Source organism: Achromobacter kerstersii (assembly GCF_902859595.1).
Classification (GTDB): Bacteria; Pseudomonadota; Gammaproteobacteria; order Burkholderiales; family Burkholderiaceae_B; genus Achromobacter; species Achromobacter kerstersii.
Genome location: NZ_CADIJQ010000014.1, coordinates 38305 through 62162, shown reverse-complemented (window position 1 = coordinate 62162; position 23858 = coordinate 38305). Strand labels below are relative to the sequence as shown.

Below are 23858 nucleotides of genomic sequence, written 5' to 3'. Positions count from 1 at the left end.
CGGGTTCAGCAAATGCGGTAGAAGCGCAATTCGACGCGATCCGGGTAACGCGCGCCCGTGCCGATGAAAAGGCTTTCATTCATCCAGCCCAAGGCGGGCGACGCCGTTTCAAAACGCGGATAGCTGCGGAAATAAATGCGGGCCGGGTCAACCGGTTCGCCGCGTACGAGCCGCGCGATGTCGTCCGCGTGGCCGGTACGGATGCCGGTGTTCTCGACATAGATGCGTTCGCCATCCGGCGTTTCGATGACGTAGCGCGCGTGGATGTCGGTGTACGTGGCCGAGCGAATCACCTGGAAATCCGCCCCGCCCGGCAACACTTTGCCGCGCAGGCGCGGGCCTTCCACCGTGCCGCCGGTAATGGGAATCACGCGGCGGCAGCCTTGCGGCGTGTCGCCCACTTCTTGCGGCACGCCGACCTCGACGACAACGGTCGCCACATGTTCCAGCTGCGGCGCCAACGGGTCCATCAATGCGTCGTGTGTGCTCATGGCGTGGTTCCCCTGTTCTTCTGCAAAGCCGCGGGGTCGAAGCCCGCGAGTTGTTTGTAGCGCAACGATACCGCCGCCAGCTCTTGCTGCGCGATCACGTCGTTGATGTCCGCAAAGCCTTGCGGCGCGCGCTCTTCGGCCATCTGCATGACTTGCTCGGGGCCGTTCAAGCGGTTGCGCAGCACGATGCCCGCCGTGCGCGGCAGACGATCCGCTTCATATTCCAACAAGGCGGTTTCAAGCGTGCGTACGCCACCCTTGGCCGCTTGCGCCAGCCAGTCGGACAAACAGCGCGCATCCAGAATCGCTTGGGCCGATCCGTTCGAACCAATGGGATACATGGGATGCGCGGCGTCGCCCAGCAGCGTCACGCGCCCCCGCGTCCAGCGCGGCAAGGGGTCGCGGTCAACCAATGGGAATTCATAGATGGCCTGCGCGCCGTCGATGATGGCGGGAATATCGATCCAGTCCCAGCGCCAGTCGGCAAACCGATGCGCAAAGACCGACTTGTCGACCTGGCGGTTCCAATCGGTGGCGGGCAACTCCGCGCCGAGCACCGACAGTTCCGCGATCCAGTTGATGAGCGATCGGCCCTGCTGGCGCAACGGCTCTGAAATGGGATAGCAGACGAACTTCTGGTCCTGGTGCCCGGCCATGAACATGCTGCGGCCGTCCAGATAGGGCGCGGCTTCGGTCACGGCGCGCCACAACATGCGGCCGGAGAAGCGCGGTTCATCACCCACGGGATGCAGCTGGCGGCGCAACGCGGAATGAATGCCGTCCGCGCCCACCAGAATGCTGCCCCGCACGCGATGCGTGCTGCCATCCGCGCGCCGGCGGAACAGCGCCGTGGCGCCCGAGGCGTCCTGTTCCGCGGATTCCAGCACCATGCCGGTGACGATCGCACCTTCGCCCAATCGTTCACGCACCGCTTGCGCGAGCAGCATCTGGAATTCACCCCGATGCACCGAGAACTGCGGCAACGGATACCCGGCTTCCAGGCCACGCGGCTCACGCCAGATCGGCTGACCCAGCTTGTTGTAGTAGTGCAGCTGCGAAGTCTCGATGGCGCGTTCGGCCAAGGCGGGCATCAGGCCCAGCTGTTCAAGCTCGGCCACGGCGTGGGGCAGCAGGTTGATGCCAACGCCCAAGGGCCGCAGTTCCTGCGCGCTTTCATATACGCGGCAATCGATGCCGTGGCGATGCAGCATCAAGGCGAGCGTCAGCCCGCCGATGCCTGCGCCGGCGATGACGATTTGCATGTCTACTCCTGGTTTTATTTGTTATGCAACATAACAAAATCCGGGTAGGTTTCGCACCCCGGGGATTTCCCGTAATGCGGTAGCGCGGCGGCATTGACTGCATTAGTGTTGAGGCCCCGAATCGCGATTGCCCCTCCATGTCCCGAGCTGCATCCCAACGCCCCCGGCGCCCCGCCGCGCGTGGCGAACATTTCGACCCGCACGTTCCCGGTATCCAATACGGTGCACTCGACGGCCTGATCGGCTATGCCATCCGGCGCGCACAGATCGTGATCTACGAAGACTTCCTGGCCGCGCTTGCCCCGTGGGACATCACCCCCCAGCGCTTCTCAGCCCTGACGCTGATCTCGGCCAACGCCTGCTTGAAGCTCACCGACCTGGCCCGCATCCTGGGGATCGCGCGGTCGGGCGCGGTACAGATCGTGAATCAGTTGCAAGACTTGGGCTACGTTGAACGGCTTGATGCCGAACACGACAAGCGCGCCTATTCGCTGGCAATGACAGCAGCGGGCAGCGTGGCGTTGGCGAAAATTACACAGGCGGTGCAGGCGCACGACGCCCGCATGAGCCACCAGCTAAGCGCGGCGGATAAGGAGCGGTTGATCAACCTGCTGGGGAAACTGGGCAGTTAAGCGCGTGCGAACGCGTGGGCGAGTTCGTGCGCGGCGGCGGTGATACGATCATTCGACCGCTTACTTGAAACCCAGGAACGCATGCCCGCCACCACCCGCCACACGGACTCTTTCCAGACTACACCCGAAGCCATTCAACGCCGCCTGGTCCTTGAAAACGTGCACAACGCGCGTGACCTTGGCGGGCTATCGGGCGCCGACGGCCGCCGCGTGCGCACGGGCAAACTTTTCCGCAGCGGGAACCCCGGCCGGGCCAGCACCGCAGATCTGGAACAGTTGAGCGCATTGGGGTTGGAAGCCGTCATTGATTTCCGCGCCGAACCCGAGAAGGCGCATGATGAACCGCTGTTCGGTCAACGCTTTCACTGGATTGCATCGCCCGTGCTGGACGGCAACATGGCCATGGCCGTGCTGCTGCCGCGCCTGCGCGAAGCCACGCAAGACTTCAGCACGTCGATGATGGTGGACATTTATCGCGAATTCCCGTCGCGCTATCAACAACCCTTCGGCGGATTTCTGCAAACCGCAATGACCGGCAAGACGTTGCTATTCCATTGCACGGCGGGCAAGGATCGCACCGGCTTCGCCTCGCTGTTGCTGCTGTCGGCGCTGGGTGTGGCGCACGACGACATCGTCGCGAACTACCTGGAATCGAACCATTGGAATGCCGGGTTCTTCCAGGAGATCCTCGTCAAGTCCGCCGCGCGCGGCGTCAAAGACGATGTGATGATGCCGCTGCTGGAAGTGGCGCCCGCCTACCTGGATGCATCGGTGCGGGCAATTGAGCAGGAATTCGGCGGAATGGACCGGTATCTGCGCGACGTGTTGAAGGTAGACGCGGAGGTCTTGCGGGAACATTACCTGGAGGATTGAACCCGCAGCCTGCCCGCCAAACACGGAATCAATTGCTACGCCGCAACCTGTCCGAGGACTGCTTGTTCAGGCGCTTGGCTTCCTCTTCCGCGTAGTCCTCTTCACCAGGTTCGTATGAACCTTCGTGCATGCAGCTGCTGCGATACCACTGGCACTCGCTACTGCGTGAATCTCCAAGTCCGACCATGGAACATCCCGAACCCATCGCGATAAGAGACAGCGCCGCACCGCAACGGATCAACATTTGAATCGACATATGCTCGCCCTACGTTGAAACATCAGTCCCCTTTATACCAGCCGGCCTTCGCCCTTCCGAGGGGCGGCTGACATCTGCTAACGCAAAGACACTCCAGGACCAAACATGCTGAAAGACCGCGGATTCCAGATCTGGCTTGCCGTGTTTGCCGTCGTTGCCGGATGGCTGATTGCGCTGCTATGGCCGAAAAACAGCGGCACGCCGTCGATCGGAGGCGGTGGCTACGATCTGTCTGATTGGGTCTACACGCTGGCGCTGCTGGCGTTCACAGGGTTGTGGGCGGTGATTGCGGTAATCGTGGGGATGAGCCGTGGGAATGCCCATGCGGCAAAGCGCGCGTATACGTTGGCGGCGATCAGCGCGGTGACCTTCGTGGTGTCGGCGATTGCGTTTGGGGGCAATCTGCACTGAGGGCTGAGGGCTGAGGGTGTTTGTAGCGTTGGTTTGCTATGCGTTTTTTGGCTACGCACTTTGCCTATGCACTTTTGCCTATTCAACCGACAAGCAAAAAGCCCGCTGAAACTTGCGTTTCAGCGGGCTTTTTACGAGGAATTCTTGGTGCCGACGGCGAGACTCGAACTCGCACAGCTTTCGCCACTACCCCCTCAAGATAGCGTGTCTACCAATTTCACCACGTCGGCTTTCACCAGATTTCTGGCGCTGCCCATAGGCAATGCCAGAAAGTCGAGCATTCTAGCACGGAATTTCTTAAACACAGAACCCCTCAGGGAAATGGGGGCACCTCGCCCCCTTAAAACGCGTACTTCGCGCTCAGCATGACGTTGCGGGGTGCGCCGTAGACGCCGCCATAGGCGCTCAGGCCGCTGTAGTAGGCCTTGTCGAACAGGTTGTTGATGTTCAGGGTGGCGCTGAATTGCTTGCTGAATTCGTAGCGGGCCATCGCGTTGACAACGGCGTAGCTGGATTGCTGCGCTTCGCCCACATAGCCCGACGTGCTTTGCCAATTGACGCCGCCGCCGACCGTCAGCCGATTCAGCGCGTCCGGCAAGCGGTAGGTCGTGAAGAGTTTGACGCTGTGGCGGGGAATCTGGGCGATGGCGCGTTGGCCGTTGGCGTCTTCGCTGAGTGAGTACGTGTAGCCCGCCGCCACATTCCAGCCGCGGCTGAGTTCGCCCGTCAGCTCCAGTTCGGCGCCCTTGGTCGTGATGCCTTGCAGCGCCACGTACGACGAGGTGGCGGCATCGTAGTTCGCCAGGTTGCTTTGCCGGGTTTTGAATAGCGCCAGGCCAGCGTTCAGGCGCTCGTCGAAGAAGCTGGATTTAACGCCCAGCTCGTAACTGGTGCCGCGCTCGGGGTCCAGCACGTTGTTGTTGACGTCGCGGGTGGCGGCCGATTGCGGGCTGAAGATGCGGGTGTAGCTGCCATAGACGGACCAGTTTTCGTTCAGCTCGTGAACCAGGCCGGCATAGGGAACGATGACGCCGGTCTCGCGCGTGTCGGCGCGCGTGCTGCCGGGTACACCGACGACGCTGGTGTCGGCCTTGCGTTCCCAGTTGATGACGCGGGCGCCGGCGATCAGGCTGGTGGGGTCTGCCAGCTTGAAGCGTGACGTGAGGTATGCGCTGACCTGCGTTTCCTTGGTTTGGGTGTCGCCGGCCTTGACGAAGTTGGGCTGGTTGGACGCGCCATCCCAGTGATGAAAGTCGGCAATCGTGCCGTCATAACCCGTCCACGGACCCAGCCATCCGCCATAGCTGGGCGTGTCGGAACGCAGTTGGGACAGCGATAGCCCGGCAACGACTTCGTGTTGGCGGCCCAGCAGGTCAAAGGGGCCGCTGATCTGGGCGTCCAGCGTGGTCTGCTTGTCGTTGCTTTTCCAACGCACGGGCCACAGCGCCGCGCCCTGCCCCGTTGCCTGATCAATGGAGCCGGTCAGAAAGTACAGGGCGCTGTCGTAGTTGTAGCGGGTGTGCGTGACTTCGACTTTGCCGTTCCAGCCTTTGCCGAAGTCGTGTTTGACGGAGGCAAACACGTTGCTCAGTTCGCTATCGTAAAAGCTCCAGTCAGGCGCGGGGTTGGTCGACCGCTTGAAGTGGGTGGGGACGCCGTTGCTGTAGGCAAACGGCAGGCCCGTGCGCAGGGGCGAGTCGTTATTGTTGGTTTCGTAGCTGAAGCCCAGCGTGAGCAAGGTGGCGCTGCCCAGGTCCAGCTCGGTAATGCCATAGACAAGCCGGCTTTGCTTTTCGTAGCGATCAATCCACGAATGCTGGTTCTCTTCGTCGACGACCAGGCGGCCGCGCAGTTTGCCGTTTTCAGACAGTGGGCCGGACACGTCGGCGCCCAGGCCATAGCGGTCCCAACTGCCGGCCTCGGCGCTGATGCTCGCCTGCCAATCCGCGGTCGGACGCTTGCGCACCAGGTTGATGCTGGCGGCGGGCGTGCCCATGCCGCTCATCAGGCCGGTGGCGCCTCGCACGACTTCGATGCGGTCGTACATGGCCGTGTTGCGCCAGTAGCTGGACGACCCCAAGGAACTGGGAATGCCATCAACCAGGAAGTTCGAAATCGTGAACCCGCGAGACCACAGGCCGCTTAGGTCGGTGCCCATGCCCTGACGGAACGCGGTGACGCCGGTGGTGCTTTCCAGCGCATCAATCACGCTTTCCAGCTTCTGATCGTCCAGCCGCTGCCGCGTAATAACGGTGACCGACTGCGGGGTCTCTTTCAGGCTCAGCGCCAGCGGCGTGCCCGTGGCGCTGGGCCCGGTTGACGTGTACGAGCCGGTGTTCTCGGTGACGGCGGGATCACGTTCGCCCGTGACCTGGACCGCCCCCAGCGTCACGACGCCGGCCGCAGGGGCCAGCGGGCGCCGCAATGCCCAACTGCCGCTGCCGGTGCGCAGCAGTTCCAGCCCGCTGCCCGACATCGCCGCATGGGCGGCCTGCTCGGCCGTGTAGCGTCCGCGCACGGCGGGCGCATCAATGCCACGCACCAGCTCGGCATCTACCGAGATCGCTTCGCCGCTTTCGCTGGCAATGCGGGCCAGACTGCTGCCCAGCGCCTGCGCCGGAATGTCGTAGGCGCGCAGCGTGCTGGCCGTGTCGGCAGGGGCAGAGACGGGGCTGACCATATCGGCAGGGGCGGCGGCGTGGCTTGCCGTGGGCTGCGCCCGGACGAGCGGTGTCGAGAACAAGGCGACCAGGGCCGCGGCCAGCAGCGACAGCCGCAGATCGGTAACGGTAGACATGACGAGATTTCCCTCAAGAACGTCGTGAATCGAACTAGCTTCAAGAGGGATGTGGCGCGACGGCTCAAAAGTGACAGTGGGGACGAACGTTTTTTTTTCAGCCGTCGGCGGGGGTATCAATCAGGACGAGCATGCCGCCGGCATAGCGGCGCACGCGCACGGGCAGCGTCTCGGCCACGATGGCCAGCGTGCGGTCGGTGTCGTCCAGCGGATAAGTGCCGTACGCGCGCAGCCTGGCCGCGGCGGGACTGATGCGCACATAGCCTCGGCGATACGGCCGCAGGGCCGCAACCAGATCGGCCAGCGGTTGATCATGCAACTGGACTTCGCCCTGCTCCCACGCGCTAGCGGTCGCGGCGGGGGCCGATAACGGCTCTACGCCGTGCTCGGTCATGATTGCGGTTTCGCCTTCTTCCAAAGTGGCCGGGCGGCCCTCCAAGGGAATCAACGCCACGCGGTGCTGCAACATGGCAACCCGCGTGTTGCCCGGGTTCTGCCGCACCGCGATACGGGTGCCCAGCGCGCGGATCGCTCCCTGCGCCGTGCGCACCACAAAGGGCGGCCGAGCCGCCGGGCCGATCCCGGATGGCGCTACATCAATGATCAGTTCGCCTTCGCGCAGGATCAGTAATCGCAGCGCATCGGAATACACCACATCCACCGCGGTGCGCGCATTCAGCTGAAGCAGGCTGCCATCAGGCAAGGCCACGGCGCGGCGTTCTCCGGTGCCGGTGACGTGATCCGCCAGCAATTGGGTCAGCGGCATCGTGCGCTCGGCCAACGCCAGCGCGGCCAAAGAGCCCACGCCCGCCACGCTTAGCGCGCCCTTGAGCCATTGGCGGCGCCCGCGTCCTGCGGCCTGAGCGCGCAACAGGGCCTGAGACAACAGGTCTGCCCGGCTGCCTGCGGCCTGAACGGCTTGAGGCTGGCGCACCACACCCAACGGGCGGTCGACCGCGTCGACCAAACGGCTCCAGGCCTGCGCGTGCGCGGGGTTTGCACGCAGCCACGCCTCATGGTCCTGGCGCTCTTGCGCAGTCACCTCGCCAGAACGCATGATGACCAGCCAGCCTAAAGCGGCATCATTGACCTCGGACTCTTGGGCAGCATGCGCATTCACGAACGCACGCTCCGCGCTGAGGGCCTAGCCGATGACATTCAGGCCTGCCATCCGCCGGAACGCCTGCGCCATGTACTGGCGCACCATACTGGCCGACACGCCCAACTTGTCTGCGATCTCGGCATAGGTCAGGCCGTCCAGCTGGCTGTACAAAAACGCCTGCTGCGTCTTGGCGGACAGGCCTTCCAGCGCCGCCGCCACGCACTCCAAGGCTTCGATCACCAACTGATGTTGTTCGGCGGAAGGCGCCACGCCCTCGCCTTGCACGGCCAGCGCTTCCAGGTAGGCCTGCTCTAAATCGCGCCTGCGCCACAGCTGGAAGATCTGCCGTTTGGCGATGGTGGTGAGAAAGGCGCGCGGCTCGCGCACCGCGTTCAAGCCCTGGTTGTGGGCCTGGATGGCGACCGCCTGCGAAAACGTTTCGGCGGCCACATCTTCGGCTTCCGCCCGGTTGCGCAAATGCCGCTGCACCCGATCCAGCAACCAGCTGTGATGCCCCCGGAACCAGCTTTCCAGCACGGCCATCGCACGCGAGGGCGCGATCGCCGGACGGGCGGCTTGAGCGTCGTCAGTCAGTAGGGGCATGAGAGGCTGGCGCGGGATTGGTCAGTTGGGCATGGGAAGAAGCGGGCGGATTATATCAATCATGAGAACCATTCTCAATATCTTTTCCCCAGACCCTGACCCAGACCCGGCCCTACCCCGCCTGCCGCGCAAAAGAAAAAGGCCGGCATTACGCCGGCCTTTTTGCACTGACTGGGGCTTACTGCTTACTTGGCGGGCGTCTCGGCCGGCTTGTCACCGGTAGCCGGTGCGGCAGCGGCCGGAGCCGGGGCCGAGGGCACCGATGCGTCAGGCTTGGCCGGCGCAGCAGGCGCTGCCGGAACCGAAGCCGCGCCCGGAACGGACGAGCTGCCAGCGGCCGGAGCGGCGCCCGGCACTTGCGGCACGGAGCGGTCGGACGGGAAGCTTTGCATCACGCCGGAATCAACGGCCGGGCCGCTGGTGCCCTTGTGGCTGACATAAGCCAGGCCCGCGGTGGACGCGAAGAAGACGACGGCGGCCCACTTCGTGGCACGCGACAGGAAGTTCGCGGCGCCGGTGGCACCGAACAGGCTGCCGGACGAGCCGCTACCAAAAGCGGACCCCATGTCGGCGCCCTTGCCCTGCTGCAGCAGGACCAGAACGATGATAGCCAGCGCCGAAATAACTTGGACGGCCAGCAAAAGTTTAAGCATCAAGGGCATTACAGACTCCGGAACGGAAACTTAGATGGCGGCAATACGCAAAAATTCTTCAGCCACAAGCGACGCGCCGCCGACCAGGGCTCCGTCGATATCAGTCATGGCGAACAAACTGGCGGCGTTGGCAGCTTTCACGCTGCCGCCGTACAAAACTTGCACCTGCGCCGCGCCCAGCGCGCGCAAGGCGGCGCGGATGGCGCCGTGAACTTCCTGCGCCTGCTCGGGGCTGGCGGTGCGGCCGGTGCCGATGGCCCACACGGGCTCATAGGCCAGAACCATGCGCGAGACGGCTTCAGCGCCCAGCGCCAGCACGGGCTTCAATTGGCGTTCGATGACGGCCAGCGTATTGCCGGCTTCGCGATCGGCCAGCGATTCGCCCACGCACACCACCGGCGTTACGCTAGCAGCCAGCGCGGCTTGCGCCTTGGCGGCGACGATCTCGTCGGTTTCACCGTGCAGCACACGGCGCTCGGAGTGGCCGGCCAGCGCCCAGCGGCAGCCGAATTCTTTCAACATGGAGCCGGAGACTTCACCGGTGTACGCGCCCTTTTCGTGCGCGCTGACATCTTGCGCGCCCCAGGACACGCTGCTTCCGGTCAGGGCCGAGCCGGCTTGCGCCAGATAGGGAAACGGAACACAGATGCCGATTTCGCAGTGGCTCGCAGCATCCGCGGCGCGCAGCTCGGTCAGCAACGCGGCGTTCTCGGCCAGGTTGCCGTGCATCTTCCAGTTGCCCAGCACGAGGCGGGCGCGGTTTTCGACTGAAGTCATGGCGAAGTGTCTGAGTGGGGTGAGCCCCGAGGGATGCGGCAACCGCCCACGGGCCTGCCTGGAAAAAATTCCAGGCGAAACCCGAGATTGTATCCTGTTGCGCGGCGATACGCCGAACGCCGCGCGTTTCTTACATTGTCAGCACAATTTTTCCGATATTTTCACCGCCTTCCATCATGGCGTGCGCCTTGGAGGCCTCGGCCAGCGGGAAGGTTGCGTGCACGATCGGCTTGATGTCCCCTTTTTCCAACAGGGGCCAGGCGTGGTTGCGCAGGGCGCGTGCGATAGCGCCCTTGAACTCGACCGAACGGGGACGCAGGGTGGAACCCGTGATGGTCAGGCGGCGGCGCATGACTTGCGAGGTATCTACGCTGGCCGTCGATCCGCCCAGTTGCGCAATGATGACGATGCGGCCGTCATCGGCCAGGCACTGCATGTCGCGGGCAATGTAGTCGCCCGCCACCATGTCCAGGATCACGTCCACGCCACGCCCGCCAGTGGCGTCCATGACTTCCTTCACGAAGTCCTGCGTCTTGTAGTTGATGCCCTTTTCCGCACCCAGCGCTTCAACGGCGCGAGCCCGGTCGTCGCTGCCGACGGTAGCGTAGACCTTGTGGCCCATGGCGCGAGCCAGCTGGATGGCGGTGGTGCCGATGCCGCTTGCGCCGCCGTGAACCAGCAGGATTTCGTCGCCGGACAATTGGCCGCGGTCGAACACGTTGCTCCAGACGGTGAAGTACGTTTCCGGCAGGCCGGCCGCTTCGATGTCGGACAAGCCCTTCGGGATCGGCAGGCATTGCGCCACAGGCGCCACGCAGTACTCGGCGTAACCCCCGCCGGCCACCAGCGCGCAGACCTTGTCGCCCACGGCAAAACCGCTTCCGGCAACGTCGCCGCCGACGATTTCACCAGCCACTTCCAGGCCCGGCAGATCGGATGCGCCCTTGGGCGGCGCGTAGTTGCCTTTGCGCTGGAACACGTCGGGGCGATTGATGCCCGCGGCGCTGACTTTGATCAGAACTTCACCCGCGCCAGGCTCGGGCGTGGGGCGTTCTACGGGGACCAGAACCTCGGGGCCGCCAGGGCGGGAGATTTCAACAGCGTGCATCGCGTGCCTCCTTTGCAGCAAATCGATTATTATTGCGCCCTTTACGGCATATCGCGTTTCCGTTCCGGCAGAATGTTTGCCTGACGGCCGAATCGCCAGACCTTTCCGGAAGCGTGGCAGAGTGGTCGATTGCACCGGTCTTGAAAACCGGCAACGGGCAACCGTTCGTGAGTTCGAATCTCACCGCTTCCGCCAGATATCTATGGCAACCGCCGGGCACTCGCCCGCGGATCAGTTGGCGCCCCCCCCCTGCGCGCCGCTGCCCTGAGCCCCCAAAGCCCCTTTCAGACCGGCGCTTGATCCGTGTCACAAGGCCTCGCCACGCGCGTCGCTGGCGGCCCGTCAGAGGCGTAGTATGTCCCGTGTTGTTCTCGCTCTTGACCGGCGGCCACGACACCCGGCCGCCCTCCGCCCCTACTGGAGGTTGCCATGTACAAGCACATACTCATTCCTATCGACGGCTCCAGCCTGTCCAACGCTGGCCTGGAGCTCGGGCTGGGCCTGGCCCGCGCGCTGGGCGCCCGCGTGACGGTCGTGACGGCCTACGCGACCTTCCACGCGCCGTCCATGGAAACCGTGCAGTTTGAAGGCGTGCGCACCGCGTACGAGAAACAGGCCAGCGAACTGGCCCGGTCCTATCTGGCAGACGCCGAGGCAAAAGCGAAAGCGGCTGGCGTGCCGTGCAACACCGAGATGCGCGAAAGCGATGCCCCGCATCAGGTGATCATCGACATTGCGATGACGCAAGGCTGCGATCTGATCGCGATGTCGTCCCATGGGCGCAGCGGCATGGCGGCCCTGCTGCTGGGCAGCCAAACTCAGAAAGTGCTGGCCCATTCAACGTTGCCGGTGCTGGTGTACCGCTAGCCTTTGTCATTCGGGCACGACGCAACAGTACGACGTCTTGCGGGTGAAGCTGCGGGTTTTCGATACACTGCCGCACTTCAGCCGCACCCGCATCGCCGGGCGGCAGCATCCAGAACAAGACATCGACCATGCAGTGCCCGAAATGCAATTGGCAGAACCCGGCCTCGAACACACGTTGCTTCAGTTGTCAGGCGGCCTTGCCCGTCAAGCCCGCAACTGCCAAGCCGGCTGCCGCCACACCCAAGACAGCTCCCTCCCGCCCACAACAGGCTTCACTCTTTCCCAGCATCTGGTCGCGCTTGGGCGCCACCGCGATCGATGGCATGTTCATGGCGGTGGCGATCATCGTGCTGATCAACGCGGCCTCGTACACCTATGAAGGGCTGGCGGGTACGCCCAGCCCCATTCTGCTGACCATCGCAGCGGGGCTGCTGGGCTGGCTGCTGCCCGCCTTCATGGACGCTTGGGGCAATGGCTCGCCCGGCAAGCGGCTGTTGAAAATGCGCGTGGTGAATCGCAAGGGCCAGGCCCCCGGCCTGTTGCGGTCGATCTGGCGCCATCAGCTGAAGTACACGCTGAACGTCGTGCTGCCCGGCATCTTCCATCACATCCAGCAGATGATTTTCGGCGAACGCGCCATGCACAATTCGCTGGCCGGCACGCACGTCGTGTCCAGCACGGCAGACGCCCGCGCCATCGCGCCTGCGGTGGCCAAGGCGCGCGCCGTCACCAGTGCCGGAAAGTTCTTGTTCATCGTGTTTGGCATGCTGACGTTGATCGTGGGCGGCGTGATCATCGGCTTGGCCATCAAAGATTCAGACAAGCCCGACAACCCGCTGCACGCCGAGATCACACGCCTGGACCTCGTGTCGGACCCGGTGCGCCGGCTGGCGGAAAACCATTACCAGCGCACGCGGGCGTTTCCCGCGACGCTGGCGGATCTTGGCGTGACCCAGGAATCTTTGCTGGGCAGCGGCTTTTCCAAACTGGAGCTGAACCCGGTGAACGGCGTGCTGCGATTCACCATCGCTGGCACACCCCCCACCGATGGCTCGCCCAGCCTGGCCGGTAAGCACCTGGCCTACCTGCCCGAGATGCGATCGGAAAAGAAAGGCGGCGGCATCCGCCGCTGGGAATGCGGCAGCGACGACATCGCGCCCGACGACCGCATCTACCGCTGCCGCCACGACACCAGCGCCTTTGCGCGCTAGCCCGCCCTGCTGAATTCGGAACACCTGCATGCCCCAACTGATTGAAGCCATTCTCCGCGCCGACGACGGCAGCGACCTGACGCAAATGCAGTCCCTGTGCGAACAAGGGCTGCGCGAACAGCCCGCGTCATCCGTCATGTGGGCGTTGCGCGCCCGCTATCACGCCCGGCGCAACGCCTACGCGGCGCGCGACGCCGACCTGGCCCGCGCGCTGTCGCTTGACCCCCAATGCAGCGAAGCCCTGAGCGTGCGCGCCATCGCGCTCTACGACGCCGACGAGAAGCAGGAAGCGTGGGCCCTGCTGCGCGAAGCCCGCCAGCGCTCGCCCGCGCACTATGGGCTATTGATGGCTGAAGGCTATCTGCTGATCAATGATCGCCGCCTGGAAGACGCCATCGCCAGCTGGACGCGCGCCGCACAGATGCGCCCCGCTGCCGCAGCACCGCATTGCTACATCGGCTCGAACCTGCACAACGCGGGCCGCTACGAAGACGCGCGGCCCTACCACCAGCGCGCCGTCGCACTGGCGCCCAACAATGGCGGTTTTCTTTACGACGCCGGCAATAACTACCGCCGCCTGGGCGATCTGCAAAACGCCATCGCCATGTTCGACCGCGCCCGCGCCATCCTGGGCGAAGAGAACGCCATCCAGCACAACCGCGCGTCTTGCCTGCAAGCGCTGGAGCGTCACGCCGACGCCGTCGAAGAATGGACCAGCCTGCTGCGCCGCGAGCCCGACTGGGACTGGCCGCTAGAGGGCAAGGCCCGATCCCTGCACCGTTTAGGGCGCGCCGACGAAGCCGCGCCATTGTGGCGGCACCTGGACGCGCTGTCGGACTCCGGCTGGGAAGGCCGCAAGGAACAGGCACGCGAATTTGTCCGTAGCGGCGACCCCGAGCTTGCCGAACAGGCGCTGCAAGGGCTGGACCCGATGACCAGCGGCGATGCGCAATTGCTGTTCGTGGCCGGCAACGCCCAACGCGATCAAAGCAACTGGGAAGAGGCGCTTGCGTACTACCTGCGCGGCTACGAAATTGCCCCCGACAACGATTTTCTGCCAGGCAATGCCGCCGATGCGCTGACCCGCCTTGAGCGCTACGACGAAGCGCTGCCGCTGTCGGAAGTGGCGATTTCGCTGGACCCCGACTGGTTGAAATGGCGCCGCGTGCGCATCGATGCGTTGACGCATCTGGGCCGGGGCGCAGAGGCCGTGGCCGATGCCGACCGCGCGTTGGAAAAGTGGCCAGACAGCGGCCCGCTGCACGCCGAACGCATCAACGCGTTGACTGGCGCGAAGCGGTTCGAAGAAGCCCTTGCGGCGTGTGACCGGCTGATCGGGCTGGACCCGGACTACCGCAACTGGGCGCTGTTTTCGCGGGGCGAGATTTACGGCCATATGAAGCGCCATGCGGAATCGGCCATGGCGTATCGGCAGGCGGCGGCGTCGTATCAGCAGAATGGCAAGGCCAATTACCAGGACCTGTCATTGCGCCGCGCGCAAGCCGCCGAAGAAGCCGCCGCCGCACCGCGCGGCTTTCTGGGCCGGCTGTTCGGACGCAAGTAGGCGGTGGAGTGACGGCGTACCCGCCGGTGCAAGTCATCTCGTGATTACCCCAATGCGCGCCGGCCGTGTGAATGCCCCTGCGCGCAAGATGGTATAGTCTCGCCCGCTGCCGGCCCTGCATGGGCCGCGCACGCCCGAGTGGTGAAATTGGTAGACACAAGGGACTTAAAACTAATTTGAGCCCTTTGGGGGAAACTCCAAAGGTGTAGCCCGTCAAACTCGGCGAATGCCCTGGACCTGTTCCGAGCCAACGCCGAGCCAAGCCCCGATTGAAAAATCAGGGAAGGTGTAGAGAGCAGACGGCGGGCACCTACGGCCGCAAGGCTATGGTGAAGGCGTGCTCCAGACCACGAACAGCCTTGTGCTGGCGGCGAAAGCCGAAGTGGTAAGAAAATCCCTCGACTTCGCGGTCGTACCGGTTCGATTCCGGTCTCGGGCACCATTTTTAGTGGTCGAAAGGCTTCGGCCTTTCCGGCCGCCTGCCTTGCGCCTGGCCTCTCGCTTTCCCCTATTCCCCTCGTCCTCTTGACCGCCCCCGCCGCCCGCCCCCCTTTTATCGTCCTGGATGCCTGCGTCCTGATGTCAGGCATTTTGCGGCGGCTGTTGTTGCGTCTTGCCGAAGCCGGCGTGTACACGCCGGTCTGGACAGAACGTATCGGCGAGGAATGGCGGCGCAATGCGGCGCGCATATGGGATATTCCGCCGGAAGTGTTGACGGAGTTCTGGGCCGAGATGAACGCGCGCTTTCCCGAAGCGAACGAAGCCGGCACGCAGGTGTACGAAGCGTCGTTGCGGTACAGCGATCCGAAGGACTTTCATGTGATTGCCGCCGGTCTGGCCCGCCGCGCGCGCTGCGGCTTGCAGCAACCGCCGGTGGTCCAGGTGCTGACCTGGAATCTGAAGGATTTCAATCGATCAGAGTTGCGGCGCCAGGGGCTGGACGTGTACAACCCGGACCGCATGCTGGTGCAATGGTGGCAGGCAGACGCAAACGCCATGCGCGCAGCCATTGCGCAGATTCCCGCCGATTACGTCGCGCTGGGCCGCGAACCCGAACCCCTGGCCACGACCTTGCACCGCGAACGCCTGTATGGCCTGAAGAGCCTGGTGGCGCGCGACGCCGCCTAAAAAAAGGGCCTGGACAGCTTGCGCCGCACCAGGCCCGGAGCCAATCGGGTTCCCCGCGGTCAGTCGACCTCGACGAACGTTTCTTCGCGCTTCTTGCGCAGCGCCGGCAACAGCACCAACACCAGCAGAATGGCGGCCAGCGCCAGCAACGTTGCGGACAGCGGGCGCGTGACGAAGGTGCTGAATTCTCCGCGAGACAGCAACAGCGCCCGACGGAAGTTCTCTTCCATCATCGGACCCAGGACCAGGCCCAACAACAGCGGCGCCCCCTCGCAGCCCAATTTGCTCCAAACATAGCCGATGACGCCGAAGATGGCGAACATGAAGATGTCGAACACGTTGTAGTTCAGCGAATACACCCCGATCGTGCAGAACACCAGAATCGCCGGGAAAAGCATGCGGTAGGGAACGCGCAGCAATTTCACCCAGATGCCGATCAGCGGCAGGTTCAGAATCACCAGCATCAGGTTGCCGATCCACATGGAGGCAATCAAGCCCCAGAAAAGCTCTGGGTGGCTGGTCATCACTTGCGGACCCGGCTGGATGTTGTGGATGGTCATCGCCCCCACCATCAAGGCCATGACGGCGTTGCCGGGAATACCTAGCGTCAGCAGCGGGATGAACGAAGTTTGCGCACCCGCGTTGTTCGCGGATTCCGGCCCAGCCAAGCCCGCCGGATGCCCCTTCCCAAAGCGCTCGGGTTCTTTCGACAGCTTTTTCTCAAGCGTGTACGAGGCGAAGGCTGACAAGACGGAACCCCCGCCCGGCAAAATGCCCAGCGCCGAACCCAGGGCCGTGCCCCGAACAATGGCGGGCGCCGCTTCGCGGAACTCTTGCCGGCTGGGATACAGCGACCCCACCTTGTCGGTGATTTCAACCCGGTTCTCTTTCTGCTCCAGGTTGGCCATGATTTCAGACAGGCCGAACACACCCATCGCGACAATCGCGAAATCAATACCGTCCTGCAATTCCGGAATGCTGAAATCGTAGCGGGCCACGCCCGAATTGACGTCGGTTCCGACCATGCCCAGCAGCAGTCCCAGCAAGATCATGCAGATCGCTTTCGGCAATGATCCCGATGCCAGCACGACCGCGCCAATAAGCCCCAGCGCCATCAACGAAAAATACTCGGCGGGCCCGAAGGCGAACGCCACTTCCGCCAAGGGTGGCGCGAATGCCGCGATCAATACGGTTGCGACGCTGCCCGCAAAGAACGATCCGATCGCGGCAAGCGACAGTGCCGCACCGGCACGCCCATTGCGCGCCATCTGGTGGCCGTCCAGCACCGTCACCACCGCCGACGTTTCACCCGGCAAATTCACCAGAATAGCTGTCGTCGATCCTCCGTATTGTGTGCCGTAGTAGATGCCCGCCAGCATGATCAAGCCGGCCGTGGGCGGCAGCACATACGTGATGGGAAGCAGCATCGCAATGGTGGGAACGGGGCCCAAGCCCGGCAATACACCGACCAGCGTGCCCAGCAGGCAGCCCAGGAATGCATAGCTGAGATTCTCGGGCGTGAACGCCACGGAAAAGCCCAGCATCAGGTTTTGTAGAAGTTCCATGGTGGCCTCCTAGTTGCCGAATGCGCTGGGCCACAGCGGAAAGATCAAGCCCAGGCCGCGTATGAACGCAAGGTAGGAGAACGCCACCAGGAACAGGCCGTTGGCGACGGCAACTTTCCAATTGAATTCGTGGCTGGCGAGACTGCTGATGAGCACCAGCAGAAATACCGAGAGGTATAGCCCCAGGAACTGAAGCGCGAAGCCGTACAAAACAACCGAGCCGACCACCAGGAACAGGATTCGAAAATCGAAGCGGCTTATCGAGGTGGTCTCAGCGCGCTTGGCTAGCGCGCCTATCAGCACGACGGCGCCCATCAGCGCCAGGACGATGCCCAGCCAGAATGGGAAATATCCCGGTCCCATACGAGCCGCGCTTCCCATGGAATATTCGGTGGCCTGCGCGGAAAAGGCCCCTCCCAAAACGATGAACATGGTTCCGGACCAGAAGTCCTGTCTGTTTCTAATCAAGCTGCGGTCTCCCTTGTCTGGCGCGCCGAAAAATCACTTCAAACCGCGGTGCGCCCTTATGTCAACGCCTTCCCGCACTGCGCAAACAGCGGGCAGAAAAGCGAAGTGGCAGATGCTAAATCGCATGGCGACATACCGAATATCCGTATGAACCATGACTTTTTTCGGGATATCCCTAGGCCAAATAGTGGACAGATTGCGCGTGTTTGAAGGGAATAACGGCTTACGAAATACCTTCAATTTGCTTTCACGCCAGACAGGACGGGGATGTATTCAATGTCGAAAAAAGTTCAACGGAAGGCGAAATAAAATTTGGGCTCTGGTCCGCGCCGGGCATCTTTTTTTTGCAACAACGTCCGACCAAGCCCTCAAACGCACGTAAAAACGCCCGCGAAATGCGGGCGCTTGAGGTCGATACGCTTGAGATCAAAGCGGCTGATCCAGCCGCGACGGTCAGTGGTCGTGATTGCTGGCCGCAAAGCCTGCGGCGTTCAGGATGTCGATGACTTCCAGGATGTGCTCGGGACCGCGCGTTTGCAGCACGAAATCCACCTCGACATTGCGCACCGGCAATGACGTGAAAGCACGCTGGTGATGCACTTCGGTGATATTGGCCTGCGCATCGGCGATGAGCTTGGTCGCGTGCGCCAAAGCGCCCGGCAGGTCGCGCAAGTCGACGCGGATGCGGGCCAGACGGCCGGCGCGCACCATGCCGCGTTCGATCAGTTCGCCCAGCATCAGCGGGTCAATGTTGCCGCCCGTCAGCACCAGGCCAATCCGCTTGCCCTTGAAGCGGTCGCTGCCCGCTTCCTGCGCACGCAGCAGCGCGGCCAAGCCGGCAGCGCCCGCGCCTTCCACAACCGTCTTTTCAATTTCCAGCAGCACAACGATGGCGTGTTCGATATCCGCTTCGCTAACCAGTTCGATGTGATCGACCAGCTGGCTCACGATGGGCTGGGTCAGTGCGCCCGGCGACTTCACCGCGATGCCTTCGGCGATTGTGTACTGGCCTTGCGGCATGGTGATGCCCTTGACGGCGGCGTACATCGACGGAAAGCGCTCGGTCTGCACGCCCACGATTTCGATGCCGGGCTTCAAGGCCTTGGCCGCGGTGGCCATCCCCGAGATCAGCCCGCCGCCGCCAATGGCGATGACCAGCGTGTCCAGTTGCGGCTGGTCTTCCAGCATTTCCAGCGCCACGGTGCCCTGTCCCGAGATGACGGCTTCGTCGTCGTAGGGGTGGATCATGATCAGGCCGCGCGCTTGCGCGAGCTCGTAGCCGTGCGCCTTGGCGTCATCGAACGTGTCGCCCGCCAGCACCACCTCTGCGCCAAAGCGGCGCGTGTTGGCGACTTTGACGGTGGGCGTAAAACGCGGCATCACGATCACCGCCGGCACGCCCATGCGCTGCGCATGGTAGGCCACGCCTTGGGCGTGGTTGCCGGCCGACACGGCGATCACGCCCTTGGCGCGCTCTTCGTCGGACAAGGTCAGCATGCGGTTCAGCGCGCCGCGTTCCTTGAACGATGCCGTGAATTGCAGGTTCTCGAACTTCAGCCAGATCTCGGCGCCAAAGATGTCGGACAGCGTGCGCGACAACGTAAACGGGGTCTTCAGCACCTGGCCGCGCAAGTTTTCGCGGGCGGTCTGGATAGAGGCGATATCGATCACGATGGGTAGATCCGGTTAGCGCACAGGCAGAAAATTAAACAGCAGCAAGCCTTGCGCATAGTTGATCCCGATACGCCGCGAATTCTCGCCGAGCAGGTTGGCGATCAAGTCCAGGCGGCCGATGATGGCGCCGAACTCGCGCTCAAAGCTGAGGTTCGTGGCGTTGGGAGATATTTCATTGGCCAGCAAAAGCAGCTCGCCCTGGTTGTTGCGTCGCGACGCCAGCAACCAGGCGGCGGCCTCGACGTTCCGAGCGGCATTGTAGACCCGCTGGCCGTCCAACGCGTCGGTGGCATACAGGCGGGTCTTGCCGTTATGCGCCGCGATGATGGTGTCGGCCATGCCGTAGATGAAGGCGCCGACGCGGTCGCCGGAATAGTTCGGGTCCAGCGACACCGCCAGGATCTGGATGTCGCGCAAGCCGGATAAGTCGCTGGGCGGAATGCGGACTTCGATGGCGTGCTTGACGCGGTTGACGGCGGTTTTTTGATCGGTCACGCCGGTCTTGCGCCATTCGCGCGGGTTGCGGCGGTAGAGCTTGTCGAGCAGGGAATAGAGGCTCGCCAGGTTGTCGCGCACTTCCAGCGTGACGGTGCGGTTGAAGTCAGTCTGGCCGAACTGGTCGGCGGTCATGGCTTCGCTGTTGGGCCCGCGCTGGCCTGGACCGGGGCTGCTCATGCAGCCGGTCAAGAGCGCGGCAAACAGCGCCGCGGTCGTCGCAACGACCGGCCAGTTCATCATGCTTGGCTCATCCAATCCCCCCTTTCCTCGCGCAAGACTTTACAGCAAGGTCGGCGAAGTTGGGAGACGTCAGGGGCCTGAAGTCGCAAGAGGATGAATCAGCCTGCCGGCGCGCTTTTGTGGCGCAGCAATAAAAAAACGGCGCCTTGCGGCGCCGTTCTTCGTTCAATCAGACTGCAAGCTTATTCAGCTTGCGGTTCCGATTGGGGGGCAGCTTCCGGAGCGGCAGCGGGTTGCTGCGCTTCGATACCGCCAATTGCCTTGATGGACAGGCGCAGACGGCCCTTGTCGTCGGCCTCGATGACCTTGACGCGGACTTGCTGGCCGACCTTCAGCACATCGTTGATGTTCGCGATGCGGTAGTTGGCGATTTCCGAGATGTGCAGCAGACCGTCGCGGCCCGGCAGCACTTGCACGATGGCGCCGAAGTCCAGCAGACGCAGGACCGAGCCTTCGTAGATCTGGCCCACTTCGACGTCGGCGGTCAGTTCGACGATGCGGCGCTGGGCTTCTTTGGCCTGCGCTTCGTCGACGCTGGCGATCACGATCGTGCCGTCGTCGGAGATGTCGATCTGCGTGCCGGTTTCTTCGGTCAGCGCGCGGATGGTGGCGCCGCCCTTGCCGATCACGTCGCGGATCTTCTCGGGGTTGATCTTGATGGTCAGCATGCGCGGGGCGAAAGCCGAGAGCTCGCCACGCGAACCGTCCAGCGCTTCCTTCATCTTGGTCAGGATGTGCAGGCGGCCTTCGCGGGCTTGAGCCAGCGCCACTTGCATGATTTCCTTGGTGATGCCCTGGATCTTGATGTCCATCTGCAGTGCGGTGACGCCGTTTTCGGTGCCCGCAACCTTGAAGTCCATGTCGCCCAGGTGATCTTCGTCACCCAGAATGTCGGTCAGCACAGCGAACTTGCCGCCGTCCAGGATCAGGCCCATGGCCACACCGGCCACGTGATCCTTGACCGGCACGCCAGCGTCCATCATGGCCAGCGAGCCGCCGCAGACCGAAGCCATCGACGACGAACCGTTGGATTCCGTGATTTCCGACACGATACGGATCGTGTATTGGAAGTCTTCCGGCGCCGGCAGCAGCGGGATCAGCGAGCGCTTGGCCAGACGGCCGTGGCCGATTTCGCGGCGCTTGGGCACACCGATGCGGCCCGTTTCGCCAGTGGCGAACGGAGGCATGTTGTAGTGCATCATGAAGCGGTCACGGTATTCACCCATGAGCGCGTCGATGATCTGCTCGTCTTGCTTCGTGCCCAGCGTGGCCACGACCAGTGCTTGCGTTTCACCACGGGTGAACAGCGCGCTGCCGTGTGCGCGGGGCAGCACGCCCAGACGCACGCTGATGGGGCGCACGGTGCGGGTGTCGCGGCCGTCGATACGCGGTTCGCCGTTCAGGATCTGGCCGCGGACAATGGCCGATTCCAGCGAGAACATGATGTTGTCGACGGTCACGGCGTCAGGCAGCGATTCGCCCTTTTCGGCGGCAGCAGCAGCCAGCTTGGCCGACACGTCAGCCGACACTTCACGCAGCTTGGCGGTGCGAGCTTGCTTTTCGCGGATCTGGTAGGCGGCGTTCAGGCCTTCCTGGGCAGCCGAGGTCACGGCGGCGATCAGGGCTTCGTCCTTGGCCGGTGCTTGCCAGTCCCAATCGGGCTTGCCAGCGTCCTTCACCAGTTCGTGAATGGCGTTGATGACAGCCTGCATTTGCTCGTGGCCGAACACCACGCCGCCCAGCATGATTTCTTCGGACAGCTGTTGAGCTTCCGATTCCACCATCAGCACGGCGTTTTCCGTACCGGCAACCACCAGGTCCAGCTTCGACGACTTCAGCTGCGAAGCAGTCGGGTTCAGTGCGTATTGGCCGTCGATGTAGCCCACGCGAGCGGCGCCGATCGGGCCGTTGAACGGGATGCCGGAGATGGCCAGCGCAGCCGACGCGCCGATCATGGCGGCGATGTCGGGGTCGATCTCGGGGTTGACCGACAGCGTGTGGATGACCACTTGGACTTCGTTGTAGAAGTCTTCGGGGAACAGCGGACGCAGGGGACGGTCGATCAGGCGCGAGGTCAGCGTTTCCTTTTCGGACGGCTTGCCTTCACGCTTGAAGAACCCACCCGGAATACGGCCGGCAGCGTAGGTCTTCTCGATGTAGTCGACGGTCAGCGGGAAAAACGTTTGACCCGGCTTGGCCTTCTTGGAAGCCACAACAGTGGCCAGAACAACGGTGTCCTCGATCGACACCACAACGGCGCCGGAGGCCTGGCGAGCGATCTCGCCAGTTTCCAGGACGACCGTGTGCTGGCCGTACTGGAACGATTTTGTCACTTTGTTGAACATGACGATTATTCCTTACAAATGAAAAACCGTGGCCGTCGCGACAATACGTCGCACCGACCACGGTTATTGCGTCATGGGGAGCCAGCCCCGTCGATCACTTGCGCAGACCGAGCTTTTCGATCAGAGCGCGGTACGAATCGGGATTGCGGCCCTTGAGATAGTCGAGCAGCTTGCGGCGACGGCTGACCATACGCAGCAGACCGCGACGCGAGTGATGGTCCTTCATGTGTTCTTTGAAGTGACCGGTCAGTTCGTTGATACGGGCGGTGAGCAGAGCTACCTGAACTTCGGGGGAGCCGGTATCGCCTTGAGCGCGTTGGAATTGCGCAACGATATCGGATTTCTTGATGTCAGCTACAGACATTGATGACCTCTTCGGACATGCGACAGGGCCGAGGTGCCCTGACGTGGTTTGGAAAAAATTTGCGTAGACCCGGCGATAAGCGTTTTTGCTTTCTCACTGCTGCTTCAATAGCTGCTTCGGGCGACCCACCCCAGCCAGAACGTCGTCTGACGCCCTGAGCGCCTTGGATTCCGTATAAGAACCCCGGCCCACTGTTGGGTTGTTGGGTACCCTTTGCAGCCGGACTGCCGGCGCAAAGCATCTTGCAAAATCAATACATTTGATAAAGCTCGATGATTATAGCTGATTCGCTAGAATTACCCCAGAGACGGTTTCGCCCTTTCGGCAGAGGCCGGCAGGCGCCCGACGGGCGTCCAAGAGGAGCAAGATCATGTCTAAATATTACAGAACGACCCGCATCGCTCGCATCGCCCTCACCTCCTTGGCCCTGACAGGGCTGGCCGCCTGCGCGAATCTGGCCCAGGTTCCGCCCGGCACTCCCTACGCGGAAGTGCTGACTCAATTCGGCAAGCCCAACTTTACCTGCCCGCAAGCCGGCGGCGGCCAGCGCGTGATCTGGACGCAGCAGCCCATGGGCCAATATGCCTGGGGCACGAATGTGGGCACCGATGGCCGCGTGGGCCAGGTGGTGCCGCTGCTGACCGACCAGCACTTCAAAGTGCTGGAAGTGGGCGAATGGGGGCCGGAGCGCGTGCGTTGCGAGTTTGGCCCGCCTGCCCGGATCGAAGAAACCGGCCTGGGCGAAAAGCGCGAAGTCGTGTGGTCGTACCGCTACAAAGAAAACGGCGTCTGGAATTCGCTGATGTACGTCTACATGAGCCGCGACGGCAGCAAGTTGACCCACTTCCACCCCGGCCCGGACCCCATGTACGACGACGAAAAGTTCATGTGGCGCTAAGATCACGCGCGGCCCGCATCGGAAGGGCCTGACAGGCCAAGCGCCGCAAAACACAAAACCCGCCATCTGGC

The 23858-nt window shown here is 63.1% G+C and carries 23 protein-coding genes and 2 tRNA genes; 9 read left to right on the top strand and 16 right to left on the bottom strand.

Going from position 1 to position 23858, the window contains the following annotated elements; all coding sequences use genetic code 11:
* Positions 1-5 precede the first annotated feature (5 nt).
* Both HV765_RS28570 and HV765_RS28565 read right to left on the bottom strand, forming a co-directional pair.
* Positions 6-491, bottom strand: a complete 486-nt coding sequence (locus tag HV765_RS28570; RefSeq protein ID WP_054424271.1) for a DUF3237 domain-containing protein — start codon at positions 489-491, stop codon at positions 6-8.
* Positions 488-1753: a flavin-dependent oxidoreductase gene (locus HV765_RS28565; protein ID WP_175171695.1), complete on the bottom strand. Its 1266-nt coding sequence runs from the start codon at positions 1751-1753 to the stop codon at positions 488-490. Before HV765_RS28565 ends, HV765_RS28570 begins: the two co-directional genes overlap by 4 nt.
* A gap of 137 nt (positions 1754-1890) precedes the next feature.
* Between HV765_RS28565 and HV765_RS28560 the strand changes: the two genes are divergently transcribed.
* A complete protein-coding gene (locus HV765_RS28560) occupies positions 1891-2385 on the top strand; it encodes a MarR family winged helix-turn-helix transcriptional regulator (RefSeq protein WP_175171694.1) in 495 nt (164 codons plus the stop codon).
* 81 nt (positions 2386-2466) lie between these two features.
* Positions 2467-3258, top strand: a complete 792-nt coding sequence (locus HV765_RS28555) for a tyrosine-protein phosphatase (RefSeq protein WP_175171693.1) — start codon at positions 2467-2469, stop codon at positions 3256-3258.
* Between the two features lie 28 nt (positions 3259-3286).
* Here HV765_RS28555 and HV765_RS28550 read toward each other — a convergent pair whose 3' ends face one another.
* A complete protein-coding gene (locus HV765_RS28550) occupies positions 3287-3514 on the bottom strand; it encodes a hypothetical protein (protein ID WP_082387107.1) in 228 nt (75 codons plus the stop codon).
* Positions 3515-3619: 105 nt separating this feature from the next.
* On the opposite strand from HV765_RS28550, the gene HV765_RS28545 reads away from it, so the two are divergent.
* Positions 3620-3925, top strand: coding sequence for a hypothetical protein (locus tag HV765_RS28545; protein ID WP_175171692.1), 306 nt, complete (start codon positions 3620-3622; stop codon positions 3923-3925).
* A gap of 145 nt (positions 3926-4070) precedes the next feature.
* Here HV765_RS28545 and HV765_RS28540 read toward each other — a convergent pair.
* The 7 genes from HV765_RS28540 to HV765_RS28510 all read right to left on the bottom strand — a co-directional run bounded on the left by HV765_RS28540 (position 4071) and on the right by HV765_RS28510 (position 10965).
* Positions 4071-4155 (bottom strand) — tRNA-Leu (locus HV765_RS28540).
* A gap of 110 nt (positions 4156-4265) precedes the next feature.
* Positions 4266-6722 (bottom strand): TonB-dependent siderophore receptor, encoded by a 2457-nt coding sequence (locus HV765_RS28535; RefSeq protein ID WP_175171691.1) that lies wholly within the window; start codon positions 6720-6722, stop codon positions 4266-4268.
* Between the two features lie 97 nt (positions 6723-6819).
* Complete coding sequence (locus HV765_RS28530; protein ID WP_175171690.1) at positions 6820-7842, bottom strand: FecR domain-containing protein; 1023 nt, start codon at positions 7840-7842, stop codon at positions 6820-6822.
* 24 nt (positions 7843-7866) lie between these two features.
* A complete protein-coding gene (locus tag HV765_RS28525) occupies positions 7867-8427 on the bottom strand; it encodes a sigma-70 family RNA polymerase sigma factor (protein WP_338077818.1) in 561 nt (186 codons plus the stop codon).
* 185 nt (positions 8428-8612) lie between these two features.
* Positions 8613-9089 carry a preprotein translocase subunit SecG gene (gene secG, locus HV765_RS28520; protein WP_054424287.1) on the bottom strand — a complete coding sequence of 159 codons (477 nt, stop codon included), beginning with the start codon at positions 9087-9089 and terminating at the stop codon, positions 8613-8615.
* Between the two features lie 21 nt (positions 9090-9110).
* Complete coding sequence (gene tpiA, locus HV765_RS28515) at positions 9111-9857, bottom strand: triose-phosphate isomerase (protein WP_175171689.1); 747 nt, start codon at positions 9855-9857, stop codon at positions 9111-9113.
* A 130-nt stretch (positions 9858-9987) separates the two neighbouring features.
* Positions 9988-10965 carry an NAD(P)H-quinone oxidoreductase gene (locus HV765_RS28510; RefSeq protein ID WP_054424291.1) on the bottom strand — a complete coding sequence of 326 codons (978 nt, stop codon included), beginning with the start codon at positions 10963-10965 and terminating at the stop codon, positions 9988-9990.
* A gap of 107 nt (positions 10966-11072) precedes the next feature.
* On the opposite strand from HV765_RS28510, the gene HV765_RS28505 reads away from it, so the two are divergent.
* The 5 genes from HV765_RS28505 (at position 11073) to HV765_RS28485 (ending at position 15735) form a co-directional block, all read left to right on the top strand.
* Positions 11073-11160 (top strand) — tRNA-Ser (locus tag HV765_RS28505).
* A 234-nt stretch (positions 11161-11394) separates the two neighbouring features.
* Positions 11395-11832, top strand: coding sequence for a universal stress protein (locus HV765_RS28500; protein ID WP_175171688.1), 438 nt, complete (start codon positions 11395-11397; stop codon positions 11830-11832).
* 128 nt (positions 11833-11960) lie between these two features.
* Complete coding sequence (locus tag HV765_RS28495) at positions 11961-13043, top strand: RDD family protein (RefSeq protein ID WP_175171687.1); 1083 nt, start codon at positions 11961-11963, stop codon at positions 13041-13043.
* Between the two features lie 28 nt (positions 13044-13071).
* The gene (locus HV765_RS28490) at positions 13072-14607 is read left to right on the top strand and encodes a tetratricopeptide repeat protein (protein ID WP_175171686.1); all 1536 of its coding nucleotides are present in this window, start codon (positions 13072-13074) and stop codon (positions 14605-14607) included.
* Positions 14608-15186: 579 nt separating this feature from the next.
* On the top strand, positions 15187-15735 hold the full coding sequence (locus tag HV765_RS28485) for a PIN domain-containing protein (protein ID WP_254600754.1): 549 nt from the start codon (positions 15187-15189) through the stop codon (positions 15733-15735).
* Positions 15736-15794: 59 nt separating this feature from the next.
* Here HV765_RS28485 and HV765_RS28480 read toward each other — a convergent pair whose 3' ends face one another.
* The 6 genes from HV765_RS28480 to rpsO all read right to left on the bottom strand — a co-directional run bounded on the left by HV765_RS28480 (position 15795) and on the right by rpsO (position 22889).
* Positions 15795-17300, bottom strand: coding sequence for a tripartite tricarboxylate transporter permease (locus HV765_RS28480; protein WP_175171684.1), 1506 nt, complete (start codon positions 17298-17300; stop codon positions 15795-15797).
* Between the two features lie 9 nt (positions 17301-17309).
* The gene (locus tag HV765_RS28475) at positions 17310-17732 is read right to left on the bottom strand and encodes a tripartite tricarboxylate transporter TctB family protein (protein WP_175171683.1); all 423 of its coding nucleotides are present in this window, start codon (positions 17730-17732) and stop codon (positions 17310-17312) included.
* Positions 17733-18221: 489 nt separating this feature from the next.
* Positions 18222-19439: a threonine ammonia-lyase gene (locus HV765_RS28470; RefSeq protein WP_175171682.1), complete on the bottom strand. Its 1218-nt coding sequence runs from the start codon at positions 19437-19439 to the stop codon at positions 18222-18224.
* A 15-nt stretch (positions 19440-19454) separates the two neighbouring features.
* The gene (locus HV765_RS28465) at positions 19455-20180 is read right to left on the bottom strand and encodes a hypothetical protein (protein ID WP_175171681.1); all 726 of its coding nucleotides are present in this window, start codon (positions 20178-20180) and stop codon (positions 19455-19457) included.
* 182 nt (positions 20181-20362) lie between these two features.
* On the bottom strand, positions 20363-22525 hold the full coding sequence (gene pnp / locus HV765_RS28460; RefSeq protein ID WP_054424311.1) for a polyribonucleotide nucleotidyltransferase: 2163 nt from the start codon (positions 22523-22525) through the stop codon (positions 20363-20365).
* Positions 22526-22619: 94 nt separating this feature from the next.
* Positions 22620-22889: a 30S ribosomal protein S15 gene (rpsO, locus tag HV765_RS28455; RefSeq protein ID WP_006223612.1), complete on the bottom strand. Its 270-nt coding sequence runs from the start codon at positions 22887-22889 to the stop codon at positions 22620-22622.
* A gap of 370 nt (positions 22890-23259) precedes the next feature.
* On the opposite strand from rpsO, the gene HV765_RS28450 reads away from it, so the two are divergent.
* Positions 23260-23787 (top strand): hypothetical protein, encoded by a 528-nt coding sequence (locus HV765_RS28450; RefSeq protein ID WP_175171680.1) that lies wholly within the window; start codon positions 23260-23262, stop codon positions 23785-23787.
* The last annotated feature ends 71 nt before the right edge of the window (positions 23788-23858 follow it).

Excerpts from the sequence above, each read along its gene's own strand:
- rpsO (WP_006223612.1), bottom strand. The coding sequence starts at position 22,889 with ATGTCTGTAGCTGACATCAAGAAATCCGATATCGTTGCGCAATTCCAA.
- HV765_RS28465 (WP_175171681.1), bottom strand. The coding sequence starts at position 20,180 with ATGATGAACTGGCCGGTCGTTGCGACGACCGCGGCGCTGTTTGCCGCG.
- secG (WP_054424287.1), bottom strand. The coding sequence starts at position 9,089 with ATGCCCTTGATGCTTAAACTTTTGCTGGCCGTCCAAGTTATTTCGGCG.
- HV765_RS28495 (WP_175171687.1), top strand. The coding sequence starts at position 11,961 with ATGCAGTGCCCGAAATGCAATTGGCAGAACCCGGCCTCGAACACACGT.
- tpiA (WP_175171689.1), bottom strand. The coding sequence starts at position 9,857 with ATGACTTCAGTCGAAAACCGCGCCCGCCTCGTGCTGGGCAACTGGAAG.
- pnp (WP_054424311.1), bottom strand. The coding sequence starts at position 22,525 with ATGTTCAACAAAGTGACAAAATCGTTCCAGTACGGCCAGCACACGGTC.
- HV765_RS28565 (WP_175171695.1), bottom strand. The coding sequence starts at position 1,753 with ATGCAAATCGTCATCGCCGGCGCAGGCATCGGCGGGCTGACGCTCGCC.
- HV765_RS28545 (WP_175171692.1), top strand. The coding sequence starts at position 3,620 with ATGCTGAAAGACCGCGGATTCCAGATCTGGCTTGCCGTGTTTGCCGTC.
- HV765_RS28510 (WP_054424291.1), bottom strand. The coding sequence starts at position 10,965 with ATGCACGCTGTTGAAATCTCCCGCCCTGGCGGCCCCGAGGTTCTGGTC.
- HV765_RS28550 (WP_082387107.1), bottom strand. The coding sequence starts at position 3,514 with ATGTCGATTCAAATGTTGATCCGTTGCGGTGCGGCGCTGTCTCTTATC.
- HV765_RS28475 (WP_175171683.1), bottom strand. The coding sequence starts at position 17,732 with ATGTTCATCGTTTTGGGAGGGGCCTTTTCCGCGCAGGCCACCGAATAT.
- HV765_RS28525 (WP_338077818.1), bottom strand. The coding sequence starts at position 8,427 with ATGCCCCTACTGACTGACGACGCTCAAGCCGCCCGTCCGGCGATCGCG.
- HV765_RS28555 (WP_175171693.1), top strand. The coding sequence starts at position 2,467 with ATGCCCGCCACCACCCGCCACACGGACTCTTTCCAGACTACACCCGAA.
- HV765_RS28560 (WP_175171694.1), top strand. The coding sequence starts at position 1,891 with ATGTCCCGAGCTGCATCCCAACGCCCCCGGCGCCCCGCCGCGCGTGGC.
- HV765_RS28490 (WP_175171686.1), top strand. The coding sequence starts at position 13,072 with ATGCCCCAACTGATTGAAGCCATTCTCCGCGCCGACGACGGCAGCGAC.
- HV765_RS28535 (WP_175171691.1), bottom strand. The coding sequence starts at position 6,722 with ATGTCTACCGTTACCGATCTGCGGCTGTCGCTGCTGGCCGCGGCCCTG.
- HV765_RS28480 (WP_175171684.1), bottom strand. The coding sequence starts at position 17,300 with ATGGAACTTCTACAAAACCTGATGCTGGGCTTTTCCGTGGCGTTCACG.
- HV765_RS28570 (WP_054424271.1), bottom strand. The coding sequence starts at position 491 with ATGAGCACACACGACGCATTGATGGACCCGTTGGCGCCGCAGCTGGAA.
- HV765_RS28500 (WP_175171688.1), top strand. The coding sequence starts at position 11,395 with ATGTACAAGCACATACTCATTCCTATCGACGGCTCCAGCCTGTCCAAC.
- HV765_RS28485 (WP_254600754.1), top strand. The coding sequence starts at position 15,187 with ATGTCAGGCATTTTGCGGCGGCTGTTGTTGCGTCTTGCCGAAGCCGGC.
- HV765_RS28450 (WP_175171680.1), top strand. The coding sequence starts at position 23,260 with ATGTCTAAATATTACAGAACGACCCGCATCGCTCGCATCGCCCTCACC.